This is a genomic window from Campylobacter sp. RM6914 (genome assembly GCF_004803835.1).
GTDB classification, from domain to species: Bacteria; Campylobacterota; Campylobacteria; order Campylobacterales; family Campylobacteraceae; genus Campylobacter_A; species Campylobacter_A californiensis.
On record NZ_CP012545.1, the window covers coordinates 1,189,823 to 1,204,771 of the forward strand.

A 14,949-nucleotide genomic window follows, 5' to 3' on the forward strand; every position below is an offset into this window, starting at 1 on the left:
CTAAAACGATAGCTAAAAATAATTTTTTCATAAAATATCACCTTTTTGTTTTTAATTTGATTATATCAGAAATTTATCATTTTTTGAGTAAAATCAATCCAAAATTTTACCCAAGGATAGATCTTGCAAGCATTAGCACTTAAATACAGACCGAAAAATTTTGACGAACTCATAGGTCAAGAAGCAGTTAGTAAAAGTCTGACTCACGCTTTGCAAGAGGGTCGCATAAGTCACGCATATCTCTTTTCCGGACTTAGGGGAAGCGGTAAAACATCAAGTGCTAGGATATTTTCTAAGGCGCTTGTTTGCGAACAAGGTCCAACATCTCATCCATGCGAAATATGCTCTCACTGTCAAATGGCAAACGAAAGCAGACACATGGACATCATCGAAATGGACGCCGCAAGTCATAGAAAAATAGACGATATAAGAGAGCTAATCGAACAAACAAAATACGCTCCCGCGGCCGCAAGATATAAAATTTTTATCATTGACGAAGTTCATATGCTAACAAAAGAGGCATTTAATGCACTTTTAAAAACACTGGAAGAGCCGCCAAGCTATGTCAAATTTATACTTGCCACGACCGACCCGCTAAAGCTTCCTGCAACCGTGCTTTCGCGCACACAACATTTTAGATTTAAGCAAATTAGCAAACACAACATCATAAAGCATCTTGAATTTATTCTGAGCAAAGAGGGAATTTCTTATGAGAAAGAGGCATTAGAGATCCTTGCTAGAAGCGGATCAGGCTCACTTAGAGACACTCTTACTTTACTTGATCAAGCCATTATTTTTAGCACAACCCACATCACTCAAACAGCAGTCGCTTCCATGCTAGGACTACTTGATCCCATAAAAATAGAAGAGATCTTAGATGTCGTTATCTTAGGTGATAAGGATAAATTAAAAGAGCTGGTTTTGGAGCTTGAAATTTATGAACCGGAAATGATAATAGATGAGTTAATCATAAATTTAAAAGAGAAATTTCTAAATAACGATCCAAAATTTTCATTGTTGATCTACGAGAGATTTTTTAGAATTTTATCACAAACAAAGGGTATGTTAAGCGTTTCTAGCGACAATGGTTTCATACTAACGATAATGCTTTTTATGATGATAGAAGCACTAAATTTAAAGACGATAGATGAAGCTATTGTTTCACTTCAAACATCTAAACAAACTAATCAAGCACAAAATTTAACGCAAAAGTCGACAACAGTAATAAATTCAAACACTCCAAATTTAGCACAAAATGACCCTTATGCTTTGTTCTTATCAAAAATTTATGACCGCGACTACGAACTTGGCGAGTGTTTTAAAAGATGTATCGAATTTCAAGACTTTAAGCAAAACACTATGTATTTAAGCTCGGGCGCAATGGGTGAAGATCAAACCAAAATGCGAAACAGCTCAAAAATCATAATGCAAATTCTTCGCGCCTGCTTTGGAAATAGTGCAAATATCAAGATCGTAGCAAAAGAACAAAAGCCCTTAAATAAGCCAAAAAACGAGAACTCAAGCCTATCTTACTTGGATGCAGAGCTTTCAAATTTAAATATAGATCAAAATTTATCACAAACACAACCTCATCCAAAACCCATCGAAGTAAAGCCTATTATCACTCCAAGTATAAATTTCAATGGGCAAAAAAGCCCTGAAGAGCTTGAGAGGCTAAAACAAGAGGGCGTAATAAAAGAGGCAAACAAGCTTTTTGGCGAACCGCAAATCATCAAAAGCTAAAAAAACAAAGCCAGATACACTCTTGTGATGTATAGCTGACTTGATGCTTTGTATGCGCTTTGATAAAAAGCGTATCGCCTCTATTTAGTGAAATTTTATCGCCGTTTTCATATCTAATCTTAGCTTCGCCATCAAGCAAACAAACCCACTCGTCCTCGTCATTATCTTGCCATTTTGTAGTTTGCCCGCTTGATAAAATTCGTTCAACTCGTATTTTTTCATTTTTAAAAAATTCGTCTACTATCTCAAATTTTGATGAGAAATTTAAATTTTTAAAGATGTTTTGCCTATCTTCACTCAGATGACCCATAGCTTTTTTCCTTGCGTTTTTTTATCGCTTCTTTCTTTCGCTTTTCAAGCTCATAGGCATCATTTAAAGCATCCTCTCCATCAAAGCTTGCCCCATCAAGAAATTTACGATAGTCCTCAAATTGATGATTTTTAATCCCCCAAATAACGCCAAAAAGCCCGCATGCCCCTATTAAAATAGAAATTCCAAGCATTATCGCTAAAACCAAATCATCCATTTTTTTGCCTTAAAAGTTGATTTTATCCTTAGTGAATTTAATATCACGACTATCGAGCTAAGCGACATAGAAAGTGCGGCAAACAGCGGTATAACATATCCCATAACCGCCAAAGGCACGGTTAAAGCGTTATAGCAAAGGCTAAAGGCTAAATTTTGCTTTATCGTCCTAAATGTTCTTTTTGCCAAGACCATGCTGTCGCCAAAGGCTGTTATATCGTCGTTTAAAAGTGCGATATCGCTTCTTTCCAAGCTTATATCAGCACCACTGCCCATGCAAACTCCAACTTGGGCTTTACTCATAGCGAGACTGTCGTTTATACCATCTCCTACAAAAACAACTCTTTTGCCGTCTTCTACAAGCTTTGCTACGAATTTGGCCTTTTCATCAGGAAGCGCATTTGCCTTGTATTTAAGTTTAAGTTCGTCTGCTACCTTTTTGACGTTTTTTTCATTATCACCGCTAAGCACGTAGGCGCTTATGCCTAATTTTTTTAGGCTTTGCACGCACTCTTTCACGCCACTTTTTAGCTCATCTTTTAATACAAATTTAGCCACAAGCTCGCCATCATAAGCCACAAAATACCCTGCATTATCATCTTGTAAGGTGAGCGAATTTTCACGCATAAACCTAGCACTTCCGCCAAGTAAATTTCTACCCTCAAAATCCGCCATTACGCCCTTTGCTGCGATCTCTTTTACATTTGTTATATTAACGCTTTTTGCTTCTTTTAGATAGGTTGCTACAGTAACACTTACGGGATGTTTTGAAGCTAAAGCGATAGAAAGTATTAGCCCGTCATCTATATCTTTAAATTTAGCAAATTCACTAACTGTCAAATTTGCCTTCGTAAGAGTTCCTGTTTTATCAAAAACAACCGTATCACACTTTGCCAAGCTCTCTATAAATTTAGCCTCTTTAAATAAAACTCCTCTTCTAAGCCCTGTCCCAAGCGCGCTTAAAGTCGCCACCGGAGTTGCTAAAGCAAGAGCGCAAGGGCAAGCGATGACGATAACAGATATGGCGATGACGATAGCTTTTTCAAACCATGCCGTATAAAAATAATACCCAAACGTAAGCAATGCGATACTTAAGATCACAAGCGAAAATTTAGATGAAATTTCATTTGCGAGCTGCTCTATGCGTGGTTTTTTAATTGTTGCATTTTCAAGCATCGATATAATTTTATTTAAAAGCGAGTTTTCAAAACTGGCATTTGCCCTGTAATAAACTACTCCGTCAAGACATATCGAGCCGCTTTTTAACTCATCATTTACACCCAAAAACACAGGCAAACTCTCTCCGCTAAGGCTTGAAAGATCAAAGCTAGCCTCTCCGCTAGTCACGACACCGTCTATAAGTGCTTTGTCCCCTGCTTTTAGCACGATGGTTTCACCAACTTTAACATCCTTAATGTTTTTACTAGTTACAGCACCATCTTTTGCTACGCTAACTTCGCTTAAAGATAATAAATTTAGCCCATCAAGAGTATCGTTTGCCCGTTTTTTACTTAAAATTTCTAAAAATTTACCGATAAAAACAAAGGTGATTATCATCGCGACAGAGTCAAAATACACCTCTCCAACGCGCGAAAACATCGAATACACCGAATAGCTATACGCTAAAGTCGCTCCGGTAACCACAAGCAGATCCATGTTTGGCGTTCTTGTTTTTAAAGCTATTTTTGCCCCTGAAAAAAACGCCGATCCCGTATAAAACAGCACAGGAGTAGCAAGTATAAACTCGGCAAAATTTAAAATATCTCTAACATTTTTGTCGATACCCGTAAAATACCCGGCATACTGGGCTATGGCTATCCACATGATGTTCATCACGCAAAACACTCCGACAAGTAGCTTTATATAAAAATCACGCCTTTTTGCCGACATTCTAAGCTCTTCTTGCCCTGCATCATACGCATATGCTCTATATCCCACGGCACTTATGGCATTTAAAATTTCAGCCAAACCGACTTGCTCTTCATCCCAGATAACGACAGCTTTGTTATTTGTTGAATTTATACTAGCCTCAACGACACCCTTTGTAGAAAAAAATACCTTTTCGTTTAGCCAGATACAAGCCGAGCAGTGAATTCCCTCTATCACTAAACTTATCTTTTTAAAGCCGTTTTCATCTTTTACATACTCATCATATAAGCTTTGTATACTTTGAGTGGTGCTATTTTGGGTATTTTGCGGACTTAGGGTGTTTGTTCCAAGCCGAGAGTAAAACTCGTCAAATCCGCCATTGTGTAAAATTTCATAGACATTAGCGCAACCCGTGCAACAAAATTTTTCTCCATTTTGATTTACTATCGCACAATCATCGTCAAAGCTTAGCCTACAATGCGAGCATTTAAATTTTGGCATGAATTACATTTTTCTTTCATATTTAGATTAAATTATTATACGGAAATTTCTCTTAAATTATATAAATTTGTGCTATAAATATTAAGCTGTAATTTTGATTTTATTTGATAAAATTATGCAATCTCTAAGTTTAGAGACACTTTTACACTAGGCAAATTTTATGTATTTTATCGGTATCGACATAGGTTCAACCTCAACAAAAGTGGCTGTATTAGACGCGGATAAAAATGAATTTATCGATCTATTTTTACGTCCTACAGGCTTTAGTGCCGTAAATGTTGCGGATGAAATTTTAAATCAAAAAGACTATATTCCAAATTTTATAACGGCAACAGGGTATGGCAGAGGTAAGTGTGAAATACGCAAATTTCACAACAACTGAAATTTTATGTCACGGACTTGGAGCGGATTTTTTATACCCGTATGACTGCACGGTTATAGACGTCGGAGGGCAAGACACAAAGGCGATAAAAATGGTCTCTTCAAAGCCTGAAGACTTTATCATAAATGACAAATGCTCTGCGGGAACGAGTAAATTTTTAGAAGTTATGGCAAATCGCCTAGGGCTAGAACTAACCCAACTTTACAAAACCGCACAGCAAAATTTAAATATCAAAATCAGCTCAACTTGCACGGTTTTTTGCAGAGTCTGAGATAATCTCTCTCATATCAAACGGCGTTGAAAAAACACAAATAGCATATGCCATTATTGACTCTTCGACACAAAAAGTTGCTTCGCTCATAAAAAAACTTGAGAATGAAAGATACTTTTTAAGCAGAGGACTAAGTAACGTAGAACTGTTTAAAAATTTGCTCTCAAATCATCTTGGTAAAGAGATTTTCGCTGATAAAAATGCAATATTTTGCGGTGCGATGGGAGCTGCTCTCATCGGCGCAAGAAAATCAAAGGAGAAAAAACAATGAGAATGGAGTTTGACGCTTTAAAAAAGCGTAATGCAATGGCTCTTCAAGACATCAAAGCTCAAGGCAAGAAGATCGTAGGGAATTTTTGCACCTACACACCAAAGGAGATAATATATGCCGCAAGGGCAATACCTATAAGCCTTTGTGCTTACGATGAAAGTCCGATAGATGCGGCTCAAAAAGAGCTTCCTCGCAACCTTTGCCCTCTTATTAAGGCGAGTTACGGATATGCATTAGCCAAAAAATGCCCCTACATGAACGCAAGCGATCTAGTTGTCGGTGAAACAACCTGTGATGGCAAAAAGAAGATGTATGAGATGCTTGCAAATCACAAAGATGTCTATGTCATGGAACTTCCAAATATGACAAACAAAAAAAGTCTAAAGCTTTGGAGCAAAGAGATAGCGGAATTTAAAGAATTTATAGAGAATAAATTTAAAACCAAAATCACCGATGAAGCGCTGCTTGAAACGATAAAAATTTATAACCAAGAGCGTGAGATAATGTGCGAACTTATGGATCTTAGTAAGGCGAACCCAAGCCTGATAAAAGGCAGCGAGATACATCAAATTTTATTTGCAAGCGACTTTATCTACGATAAACAAGAAAAAATCTCCACGCTTCGCTCTTTCATAGATGCTATAAAAGAGAGCACGCCACCAAAAGAACACAAAAAACATATCTTAATCACAGGCTGTCCAAGCGGTGGTATATATGAAAAGATAATCAAACAAATCGAAGATCTAGGTGCAGACGTGGTTGCATTTGAAAACTGCACGGGAACTAAAAACTATAAAAACTTAATCCAAACCGATGGCGACTTGATAGAAAATATCGCCAAACGCTATCTAAAAATCCCATGCTCGGTAATGTATCAAAACAATGACAGAGGTGAGATCATCAAATCCATGGTAAAAGAGTACGAAGTAAATGGTGTCATAGACGTTGTTTTAAGCGGTTGTCACACATACGCGATAGAAACAAATAAAATCAAAATCGCAAGCAAAGAAGTCGGTGCAAACTACATGAGCTTAGAGAGTGATTACTCAAAACAAGATGTAGGACAAATTCGCACACGACTTGAAGCTTTTATAGAACTATTATGATAAATTTAGAGCGAAATTTTCGCCCTTTTGCTTAAGCTCCTTTAAATACCGTTACGAGTAAAATTAGATAAAATTTTTAAGGAGTTTTTATGGAAATTTTTCAAACACAACTTTCTAAAACACGCAAAGCTCACTACTCCCCTGCAGTGCTGCACGGCGACATACTTTACGTTTCAGGGCAACTAAGCATAGATCCGGTGACCATGAAACTACCAAATGGTGGAGTTAGAGAGCATACACAACAAGCGCTTAAAAACTTACAAGCCGTCTTAGACCTATCAAACGCTAAAAAAGAAAATATCATCATGTGCAGGGTCTACACTCCAAATGTTGAATTTTGGGATGAGATAGATGACGAGTATGCGAAATTCTTTGGCGAGCACAAACCCGCTCGCGTAGTCGTGCCTACGTCGACCTTACATTTTGGTTGTTTGGTAGAGATAGAAGCTCAAGTGGCAATGAGATAAACCCAACACAAAGGAAAAACATGTCAAATTTTAAATGTTGCGAATGCGGTAAAACGGCATCTTTGCAAACCCTAAACTATACTTGCGAATGCGGTGGACTTTATGATCTTGACTTTAAAGCTCCAAAATTTTCACTAGATCTGATCGACAAAAACGAATTTAGTCTTTTTCGCTACCGTAAATTTTTCCCTATCCAAAATGAAATTTGGCGCGAAGTAACTCTTGGCGAGGGCATGAGTGCGACCGTAAAATTTGATGACAAGCTTTATTTTAAACTTGATTATGCCATGCCTACACTATCTTTTAAAGATCGCGGAGCCGTTATGCTGATATGGCTTTGTAAAAGCATAGGTGTTAAAAAAGTCCTTCAAGATAGTAGCGGAAACGCCGGCAACTCAGTCGCCGCATACTGCGCTAGAGCCGGCATAGAGTGTGAAATTTTTGTTCCAAAAGGCACAAGCGAGAAGAAGATAAACATGATAAAAGCCTTTGGCGCAACGGCTACAGTTTTTGACGGGACAAGAGATGAAACAGCCGACGCATGCCGCAAAAAAGCGCTTGAAGAGAGGATTTACTACGCTAACCATGTTTATAATCCACTATTTTACCAAGGCACTAAAACTTACGTCTATGAAATTTTTGAACAACTAGGCAGGGTGCCTGATAACTTCTTTTTACCCGTTGGCAACGGAACACTGCTAATAGGCTGTGAGCTCGCACTTACCGAACTTTTTGAAGCAGGGCTTATACAAAAACTACCTAAAATTTTCATCGTTCAAAGTGAAAACTGCGCTCCGTTTTTTAAAGCCAAAGATAAGCCTCTAAACGTAATTCCAAAGCCTACCCAAGCCGAAGGTATCGCCATAGGAAAGCCCATGAGAGGTAAAGAAATTTTAGCAAGCACTTATCAAGGCGAACGCGAAGTTATAACGATACCTGAAAATGCGATCATCCCAACAAGACAAGATCTTGCTAAAAAAGGTTTTTATGTCGAGCATACGACAGCTGCCATTTATGCCGCTTATGAGCAATACATCAAAACAAACCGCCTTCAAGGAGATAGCATCATCTCGCTTTGCGGAGCTGGTTTAAAAAGCGAGCATTAAATTTTTTATAAAAACAAACGGAAAAAATTTAAAGACAAAAACACTAAATTTCTTCCATATCAAAATCGAATTTTAGCTAAATTCCCTATCTATAACGATAAAAATTTCAAAGCCCTCAAAACGCTTAGCAACCCTCTCTTCTATCTTAGCCCTAAGTCCTGCTATATCCGGCTCTTTAAAATCAACCGTCACGTCAAATCTAATTCTTTTTTGCTTTAAATTTATAAAAAACGCATGGATATTTAAAACACTTTTTATATCCAAAAGTGCGTTTTTGATGCACTCTTTTGCACTATTTTGGCCTAAATTTACGCTATAAATTCCAAAAACAAGATACACACGATATTTATCGTAAATCTCAACTTGAAGCTCATTTAAACGCTGTGAAACAAGCGGTAGTTTTAAATGCTCGTCAACCTCAACATTTATAGACCCTACATAACGCTCAACACCATAGTTATGGAGTATCAAGTCATAAGCGCCTTGTACTATCTCGCACTCTAAAACCGCCTGATAGATCGTATCGCTAACCTCTTTTTCGACCCTAACACCGATTATCTTGTCAAATGTCTCTTTTATCAAGATCACACCATTATAGATGATAAAAACCGATGCGACAACACCGGCGTAACCGTCTATAAAAATTTCATAAAAATACGAAAGAAGTGCCGAAATCAGTATGATACAAGATATCATCGCATCACCAAAAGCTTCCGCTCCAACTGCTTTTAGCGAGATTGATTTTGTGTTTTCGCCTACTTTTTTATAATGCTTTGCGATTAATAATTTTACAAAAATAGCAAATAGTAAAAACCAAAGCGCGCCAGCTTCAAAGCTTGTCTTTTGAGGCTCTACTATACCCTCAACCGAGTTTTTAAAAAACTGCAAACCAAGCATTAAGACAACTACCGAAACGATAAGGCCGCCGATGTATTCGGTTCTACCGTATCCATAAGGGTGGTTTTCATCAGGCTTTTTTAGCGAAAGCTTTGAGCCAAATATCGTTATAACGCTTGAAAATGCATCACTTAAGTTATTTATCGCATCTGAAATGATAGCAACCGAATTTGAAGTAAGAGCGATTAAAATTTTTATACCAGCTAAAAAAACATTAACAACAATACCTAAAACAGCCGTTTTTATAATGATCTTTTCTCTAAGACCGTCTTTAAAATTCATCATTTTCTACCCTTAAAACAAAATCCAAATTATATCAAAAAGTGTAAATTTTATTGACAAGAAAGCAAAAATTCTATAAAATGCCACTTTTCAAACACTACATTTGAAGACCCAAATTTCTACATTATTTATGCAAATTTAAAAGAGGATTAATGGAAAATAACGAAAAAGAGCAAGAAGCTCAGGACCAAAAAGAAAACAAGGCTACAAAAAAACACACAAACTCACGCACACATACCCCGGTTGATGGACACAAGATAGAAGACCTAAGAGCGCTTGACTTAGAAAATTTAGTCCAGATAGCAAATGTCGTCGGTGTTGAAAACCCTCGAGAATTTCGCCGTCAAGATTTGATATTTGAAATTTTAAAAACACAGACAAAACAGGGCGGTTTTATACTATTTACAGGAATTTTAGAGGTTACAAACGAAGGTTACGGCTTCTTGCGTTCCGTTGACGCAAACTTAAGCGACAGTTCAAATGACGCTTATGTTTCAAATTCGCAAATTCGCAAATTCGCGCTACGCGTAGGTGATATCGTTACGGGACAAGTTAGAGAACCAAAAGATCAAGAGAAATACTACGCACTTTTAAAGATCGAAGCCATAAATTATATGCCTTTAGCCGAGGCAAAAGAACGTCCTCTTTTTGACAACCTCACACCGCTTTTTCCAACCGAAAAGATAAAACTAGAATACGATCCGATGCATCTAACAGGACGCGTGCTTGACCTATTTACTCCTATAGGCAAGGGTCAGCGTGGCCTTATCGTCGCTCCTCCAAGAAGCGGTAAAACAGAACTCATGAAAGAGCTTGCTCACGGCATAGCTAAAAACCACCCAGAGGCTCATTTGATGGTGCTTTTAGTCGATGAACGTCCTGAGGAGGTTACCGATATGCAACGCTGTGTTAAAGGCGAAGTATTTAGCTCGACTTTTGACCTACCGGCGCTTAATCACGTGCGCGTTGCAGAGCTTGTCATCGAAAAGGCAAAGCGTCTAGTCGAGATGGGAAAGGACGTTATCATCCTTCTTGACAGTATCACACGTCTAGCACGTGCTTATAACACCGTTACCCCACCAAGTGGCAAGGTGCTAACGGGTGGTGTGGATGCTAACGCACTTCACAAGCCAAAACGCTTCTTTGGCGCAGCTAGAAATATTGAGCACGGTGGCAGCCTTACTATCATTGCAACCGCACTTATCGACACAGGTTCGCGCATGGATGAAGTTATATTTGAAGAATTTAAAGGTACCGGCAACAGCGAGGTTGTACTTGATAGAAATATTTCCGATCGCAGAATTTATCCGGCAATTAGTGTGCTTAAATCAGGCACAAGAAAAGAAGAGCTTCTTCAAAAACCTGATGAGTTACAAAAAATTTGGGCTATTAGAACAGCTATCGCATCTATGGATGATGTCGAAGCGCTTAAATTTTTATACGCAAAAATGTTAAAAACAAAAAACAACAAAGAACTACTTGCGATTTTAAATGATTAAATTTTAATCGCCTTAAAAAGCGGCAAGCACAAACTTGCCGCGATTATTTTATACTGAAATTTCAGTCTTCTCCAAAAAGCGATCTTAAATCTCTTGTAAATTCACTATTTTCAGAGCCGCTTGTCTTTGCAGAACCGCCTATCTCGTTAAGCTCTATCTCATATCCTGTAAGCATGCTTGCTAGTCGTATGTTTATGCCTGACTTGCCTATCGCCTTGCTTTTTTGTTCGCTAACTAAACTCACGATAGCTTTGTTTCCATCTATTTTTACAGAACTTATAATAGCAGGACTCATGGCGCGAGTGATAAATATCACAGGCTCAGCCGAATACTCAACAACATCGATATTTTCATTTTTTAGCTCTTTGCTTACGGCATTTATCCTAACGCCTTTTGTTCCAACGGTCGCTCCGATAGGATCGATATTCGGAGAAACGCTAAGAAGCGCGATTTTAGCACGCTCTCCTGGGATTCTAGCGCTTGATTGGATGATTATACCGCCATCTTTTATCTCAGGCACCTCAGCCGCTAAAAGTGCTTCTAAAAATTTAGGCGAAGTTCTGCTTAGCTCTACTTTTATGCCAAGACTCTTATCGGTATAAACCTTTCGGATAACAGCTTTAACTACATCACCCACTTTAAATTTCTCCCCTTTTATACGGTATTTTCTAGGCAACACCGCTCGAAGCTCGTCTATCTCCACAAAAGTGTTTTCTTGCTCATCAACACGAACAACAGTTCCAAAAACAACATGCCCAACAAGTTCTTCGTATTTTTGAAAAATTTTCTCTTCAACAAGACGTTGTATATGAAATTCAAGCTCTTTATGTAATGTTTGAGCCGCCGTTCTGCCAAGGTTATCAAGACTCAACTCATAAGTAAGTTCATCGCCGATCTCTACACTCGAATCGATATTTTTCGCATCTTTTACGCTTATAAAGTGCTCGTTATCTTCGCTCAAACGCTCATCATCGTTTGAAAGTATTAAAATTTTCTGATAAAGTTTTAAGGTTTTATTTGCGTCGATAACAACATCGTATTCATAATGCTCTCCGTATACATGTCTAGCGGTATTGACAATAGCTCGTTTAACACGCTCTTTTACATCCTCTATATCAAGCCCTTTTTCATTTGCAATAGACTCTATGATGTCCGATATTCTCTCCATTTTTGCTCCATATTTTATATTTTTAGGGGATTTAACTTTAGAAGTTTTGACATTATATAGTTTTCTTACTAATAAAAAGTTTAATGTGCTTTTTATTAGCGATTTGATATACTTACAAATTCAAAAATTACAAGCAAGGATAAAAAATGGAGCTAAAACTCGCTAGAACCGAGATTGATACAAAACCAAAAACGATCTCACTTGATAAAATCGAAGCTGCCGTAAACAAAGACGGACAAAAAATTTTTTATTTTGATAAAGAAAACAGTCACAAACAGCTGATCGAACTAGTTGAATACTTTGAAGAAAAAGGACTAAGCGTCTATCATAGAAGCGTTAAATACGGTCTTGACGACAACGACTACATGTATGAAGTTCATATCTTATAATGAGTAAAAAGCTTTTCATACAAACGCTAGGCTGTGCGATGAATGTTCGCGATAGTGAGCATATTATCGCTGAGCTTAGTCAAAAAGACGATTACACTTTAACTGAAGATATGAGCGAGGCGGATTTAATCCTTATAAATACTTGTTCTGTTCGTGAAAAACCGGTACATAAACTTTTTAGCGAGGTCGGAGCATTTGAAAAGGCAAAAAAACCAGGTGCTAAAATAGGCGTTTGTGGCTGCACGGCAAGTCATTTGGGTAGTGAAATTTTTAAACGTGCGCCATATGTTGATTTTGTTTTAGGAGCTAGAAACGTCAGTAAAATTTCAACTGCCGTCAAAACTCCAAAATTTATTAGCACCGATATAAACTACGATGAGAGCGACTATGCCTTTGGTGAATTTCGCGGATCGCCGTTTAAATCATACATAAATATATCAATAGGCTGTGATAAAAAATGCACTTACTGTATAGTTCCGCACACGCGTGGCGATGAGATAAGCATACCTTTAAATTTAATACTTTTAGAAGCTCAAAAGGCAGCCGACAGAGGCGCAAAAGAGATATTTTTACTTGGTCAAAATGTAAATAATTACGGTAAACGTTTTTCAAGTGCACATGAAAAGATTGATTTTAGCGACTTGCTTGAACGACTAAGCGAGATTGATGGCATCGAGCGCATACGATTTACAAGCCCACATCCACTTCACATGGATGATAAATTTTTAAATGTTTTTGCAAACAACCCAAAAATTTGCAAATCCATGCACATGCCGCTTCAAAGCGGAAACACAAAAGTGCTTCGTGAAATGAAGCGCGGATATACCAAAGAGTGGTTTTTGGACCGTGCCTTAAAACTTCGTGAACTTTGCCCTGATGTAAGCATTAGCACGGATATCATCGTGGCTTTTCCTGGCGAAACAGATGCAGAATTTCAAGACACCATGGATGTGCTTGAAAAAGTTAGGTTTGAGCAAGTTTTTAGCTTTAAATACTCGCCTCGTCCGCTTACGAAAGCAGCTGAATTTACAAACCAAATTCCAGACGATATAGCCTCGCAACGCCTAACAAGACTTCAAAGTCATCATAATGAAATTTTAGATGAAATAGTAGCAAAGCAAAACGGTAAAATTTTTGACGTTTATTTTGAAGAGCTTAGGGCAAACGGAGCCGTAGCAGGACGAAGTTTTAACAACTTTTTAGTTCAAGTCCAAGGGAGTGAAGAGCTACTTGGCAAGACACTAAAAGTGCGCATAACTAATCCAAAAAGAATGGTGCTTTATGGCGAACTTGTGGAGTAGAGCCAAAAAAAGTATATTTATAAATTTTAGCGTATGGGCCATTTACCTGCTCATGCGCATTATCTTTTTAACCTGCAAAAAAACATATACCGACACAAGACTTCCAAAGCACGGTTGCGTTGTTGTGTTTTGGCATGGGCGACTAGCCATGATGAGCTTTGCGTATTTAAAATTTTGGACAAAAGATTTTAACAAACAAAAACACGGGAAAGTTATAATCAGCGACCACAAAGATGGCGAGATTATTGCAAGGATAATTAAATTTTTTGGTATCGATACCATACGAGGAAGCAGCTCAAAAGGCGGAGCAAAAGCACTTATTACCGCGTTAAAAGAGATAAAAAGCGGGGTTGATGTCATCATTACGCCAGATGGACCAAGAGGACCAAGACACAGCATCGCTGATGGCGCCGTAGTTATCGCACAAAAAACAAATTCTAAAATTTATGTCCTAAACTATGAAGCCGATAAATTCTGGCAACTTAAAAGCTGGGATAAAATGATAATACCAAAACCATTTTCAACTATAAATTTCAGCCTTTCCGCTCCTTTTAAAGTTGATGGCTTAGAACTAGATGACGCAAAAGAGCTTATACAAGAAAATTTATGGAAAGCTTCACAAAAAGACGGCGGCAAAAGCGTCGAGGAAAATAAAAGCGATTTTGTTGCAAATTTAAAAGTATGGTGGGTTAAAAACGCCAATAAAAACAGGTAAAACATGAAAAAATCACGCTCAACAGCTGCTATCTTGGCAATACTGATAATATTTTTTGCTTGGCTATTTTTCGAAACAAACACATCATATCAGCTAAGCTTTAAGGCTAAATTTTATTATGAGATAGGCAATTTTCAAAAGTCACTTGAACTAAGCGAAGAGGCTGTAAAGCTTGATATCTACAACAAAATGGCAAACACCTTGCTTAACCAAAGTAAAATTTCTCTCGAATTTACAAACTACATAAATGACGGTAAAAAATACATAAAAATGATCGAAAACATCAGCCAAGGAGAGGTCAGCAACAGCGACAAAGAGCGTATAAAATTAATATGCGATATCATGATAGATCAGTATACCTTTTTAAAAAACAGTATACTTATCGACGACGCTTTAAAAGATGAAGCCAAAAAGACGAAAGAGAATTTTGAAAAGTTAAAAAAAGAGCTTTTTTAA

General features: G+C 37.6%; 16 protein-coding genes. 11 read left to right on the forward strand and 5 right to left on the reverse strand.

Annotated features, from left to right (window positions below; genetic code table 11):
- The first annotated feature begins 120 nt into the window (after positions 1 to 120).
- Complete coding sequence (locus tag CCAL_RS06160) at positions 121 to 1,743, forward strand: DNA polymerase III subunit gamma/tau (RefSeq protein WP_394346917.1); 1,623 nt, start codon at positions 121 to 123, stop codon at positions 1,741 to 1,743.
- Here CCAL_RS06160 and CCAL_RS06165 read toward each other — a convergent pair.
- From CCAL_RS06165 to CCAL_RS06175, 3 genes are read right to left on the reverse strand one after another with little or no spacing between them, the layout of a single operon-like run.
- A complete protein-coding gene (locus tag CCAL_RS06165; protein WP_169937290.1) occupies positions 1,733 to 2,053 on the reverse strand; it encodes a cupin domain-containing protein in 321 nt (106 codons plus the stop codon). The genes CCAL_RS06160 and CCAL_RS06165 overlap by 11 nt on opposite strands.
- Complete coding sequence (ccoS, locus tag CCAL_RS06170) at positions 2,037 to 2,270, reverse strand: cbb3-type cytochrome oxidase assembly protein CcoS (protein WP_169937288.1); 234 nt, start codon at positions 2,268 to 2,270, stop codon at positions 2,037 to 2,039. Before ccoS ends, CCAL_RS06165 begins: the two co-directional genes overlap by 17 nt.
- Positions 2,252 to 4,639: a heavy metal translocating P-type ATPase gene (locus tag CCAL_RS06175; protein WP_170015707.1), complete on the reverse strand. Its 2,388-nt coding sequence runs from the start codon at positions 4,637 to 4,639 to the stop codon at positions 2,252 to 2,254. The genes ccoS and CCAL_RS06175 overlap by 19 nt, the downstream gene beginning before the upstream one ends.
- Positions 4,640 to 4,799: 160 nt before the next feature.
- Between CCAL_RS06175 and CCAL_RS09365 the strand changes: the two genes are divergently transcribed.
- From CCAL_RS09365 to CCAL_RS06195, 5 genes are all read left to right on the forward strand, one after another.
- Positions 4,800 to 5,021 carry a CoA protein activase gene (locus CCAL_RS09365; protein ID WP_228026726.1) on the forward strand — a complete coding sequence of 74 codons (222 nt, stop codon included), beginning with the start codon at positions 4,800 to 4,802 and terminating at the stop codon, positions 5,019 to 5,021.
- Complete coding sequence (locus CCAL_RS09370) at positions 4,978 to 5,292, forward strand: BadF/BadG/BcrA/BcrD ATPase family protein (RefSeq protein ID WP_228026727.1); 315 nt, start codon at positions 4,978 to 4,980, stop codon at positions 5,290 to 5,292. The genes CCAL_RS09365 and CCAL_RS09370 overlap by 44 nt, the downstream gene beginning before the upstream one ends.
- Before the next feature lie 267 nt (positions 5,293 to 5,559).
- Positions 5,560 to 6,669 (forward strand): double-cubane-cluster-containing anaerobic reductase, encoded by a 1,110-nt coding sequence (locus CCAL_RS06185; RefSeq protein ID WP_170015709.1) that lies wholly within the window; start codon positions 5,560 to 5,562, stop codon positions 6,667 to 6,669.
- 89 nt (positions 6,670 to 6,758) lie between these two features.
- Entirely contained in the window at positions 6,759 to 7,136 is a 378-nt protein-coding gene (locus CCAL_RS06190) for a RidA family protein (protein ID WP_170015711.1), read from the forward strand.
- Positions 7,137 to 7,156: 20 nt separating this feature from the next.
- On the forward strand, positions 7,157 to 8,242 hold the full coding sequence (locus CCAL_RS06195) for a threonine synthase (RefSeq protein ID WP_170015713.1): 1,086 nt from the start codon (positions 7,157 to 7,159) through the stop codon (positions 8,240 to 8,242).
- 72 nt (positions 8,243 to 8,314) lie between these two features.
- On the opposite strand, the gene CCAL_RS06200 is transcribed toward CCAL_RS06195, so the two are convergent.
- Positions 8,315 to 9,424, reverse strand: coding sequence for a cation diffusion facilitator family transporter (locus tag CCAL_RS06200; RefSeq protein ID WP_170015715.1), 1,110 nt, complete (start codon positions 9,422 to 9,424; stop codon positions 8,315 to 8,317).
- A gap of 149 nt (positions 9,425 to 9,573) precedes the next feature.
- On the opposite strand from CCAL_RS06200, the gene rho reads away from it, so the two are divergent.
- Positions 9,574 to 10,920, forward strand: coding sequence for a transcription termination factor Rho (gene rho / locus CCAL_RS06205; RefSeq protein ID WP_170015717.1), 1,347 nt, complete (start codon positions 9,574 to 9,576; stop codon positions 10,918 to 10,920).
- A gap of 61 nt (positions 10,921 to 10,981) precedes the next feature.
- Here rho and nusA read toward each other — a convergent pair whose 3' ends face one another.
- The gene (gene nusA, locus CCAL_RS06210; RefSeq protein WP_169937275.1) at positions 10,982 to 12,088 is read right to left on the reverse strand and encodes a transcription termination factor NusA; all 1,107 of its coding nucleotides are present in this window, start codon (positions 12,086 to 12,088) and stop codon (positions 10,982 to 10,984) included.
- A 146-nt stretch (positions 12,089 to 12,234) separates the two neighbouring features.
- Here nusA and CCAL_RS06215 point away from each other — a divergent pair, with 146 nt between their 5' ends.
- The 4 genes from CCAL_RS06215 to CCAL_RS06230 are packed head-to-tail and all read left to right on the forward strand — an operon-like array spanning position 12,235 to position 14,949.
- Complete coding sequence (locus tag CCAL_RS06215; protein ID WP_169971404.1) at positions 12,235 to 12,477, forward strand: HP0268 family nuclease; 243 nt, start codon at positions 12,235 to 12,237, stop codon at positions 12,475 to 12,477.
- The gene (gene miaB, locus CCAL_RS06220) at positions 12,474 to 13,778 is read left to right on the forward strand and encodes a tRNA (N6-isopentenyl adenosine(37)-C2)-methylthiotransferase MiaB (protein WP_170015756.1); all 1,305 of its coding nucleotides are present in this window, start codon (positions 12,474 to 12,476) and stop codon (positions 13,776 to 13,778) included. Before CCAL_RS06215 ends, miaB begins: the two co-directional genes overlap by 4 nt.
- On the forward strand, positions 13,759 to 14,493 hold the full coding sequence (locus CCAL_RS06225; protein WP_170015719.1) for a lysophospholipid acyltransferase family protein: 735 nt from the start codon (positions 13,759 to 13,761) through the stop codon (positions 14,491 to 14,493). The genes miaB and CCAL_RS06225 overlap by 20 nt, the downstream gene beginning before the upstream one ends.
- Positions 14,494 to 14,496: 3 nt before the next feature.
- The gene (locus tag CCAL_RS06230) at positions 14,497 to 14,949 is read left to right on the forward strand and encodes a hypothetical protein (RefSeq protein ID WP_170015721.1); all 453 of its coding nucleotides are present in this window, start codon (positions 14,497 to 14,499) and stop codon (positions 14,947 to 14,949) included.

What these genes read in the sequence shown, in the direction of transcription:
- CCAL_RS06165 (WP_169937290.1), bottom strand. Translation starts at nt 2,053, where the DNA reads ATGGGTCATCTGAGTGAAGATAGGCAAAACATCTTTAAAAATTTAAAT.
- ccoS (WP_169937288.1), bottom strand. Translation starts at nt 2,270, where the DNA reads ATGGATGATTTGGTTTTAGCGATAATGCTTGGAATTTCTATTTTAATA.
- CCAL_RS06175 (WP_170015707.1), bottom strand. Translation starts at nt 4,639, where the DNA reads ATGCCAAAATTTAAATGCTCGCATTGTAGGCTAAGCTTTGACGATGAT.
- CCAL_RS09365 (WP_228026726.1), top strand. Translation starts at nt 4,800, where the DNA reads ATGTATTTTATCGGTATCGACATAGGTTCAACCTCAACAAAAGTGGCT.
- CCAL_RS09370 (WP_228026727.1), top strand. Translation starts at nt 4,978, where the DNA reads ATGGCAGAGGTAAGTGTGAAATACGCAAATTTCACAACAACTGAAATT.
- CCAL_RS06185 (WP_170015709.1), top strand. Translation starts at nt 5,560, where the DNA reads ATGAGAATGGAGTTTGACGCTTTAAAAAAGCGTAATGCAATGGCTCTT.
- CCAL_RS06190 (WP_170015711.1), top strand. Translation starts at nt 6,759, where the DNA reads ATGGAAATTTTTCAAACACAACTTTCTAAAACACGCAAAGCTCACTAC.
- CCAL_RS06195 (WP_170015713.1), top strand. Translation starts at nt 7,157, where the DNA reads ATGTCAAATTTTAAATGTTGCGAATGCGGTAAAACGGCATCTTTGCAA.
- CCAL_RS06200 (WP_170015715.1), bottom strand. Translation starts at nt 9,424, where the DNA reads ATGATGAATTTTAAAGACGGTCTTAGAGAAAAGATCATTATAAAAACG.
- rho (WP_170015717.1), top strand. Translation starts at nt 9,574, where the DNA reads ATGGAAAATAACGAAAAAGAGCAAGAAGCTCAGGACCAAAAAGAAAAC.
- nusA (WP_169937275.1), bottom strand. Translation starts at nt 12,088, where the DNA reads ATGGAGAGAATATCGGACATCATAGAGTCTATTGCAAATGAAAAAGGG.
- CCAL_RS06215 (WP_169971404.1), top strand. Translation starts at nt 12,235, where the DNA reads ATGGAGCTAAAACTCGCTAGAACCGAGATTGATACAAAACCAAAAACG.
- CCAL_RS06225 (WP_170015719.1), top strand. Translation starts at nt 13,759, where the DNA reads ATGGCGAACTTGTGGAGTAGAGCCAAAAAAAGTATATTTATAAATTTT.
- CCAL_RS06230 (WP_170015721.1), top strand. Translation starts at nt 14,497, where the DNA reads ATGAAAAAATCACGCTCAACAGCTGCTATCTTGGCAATACTGATAATA.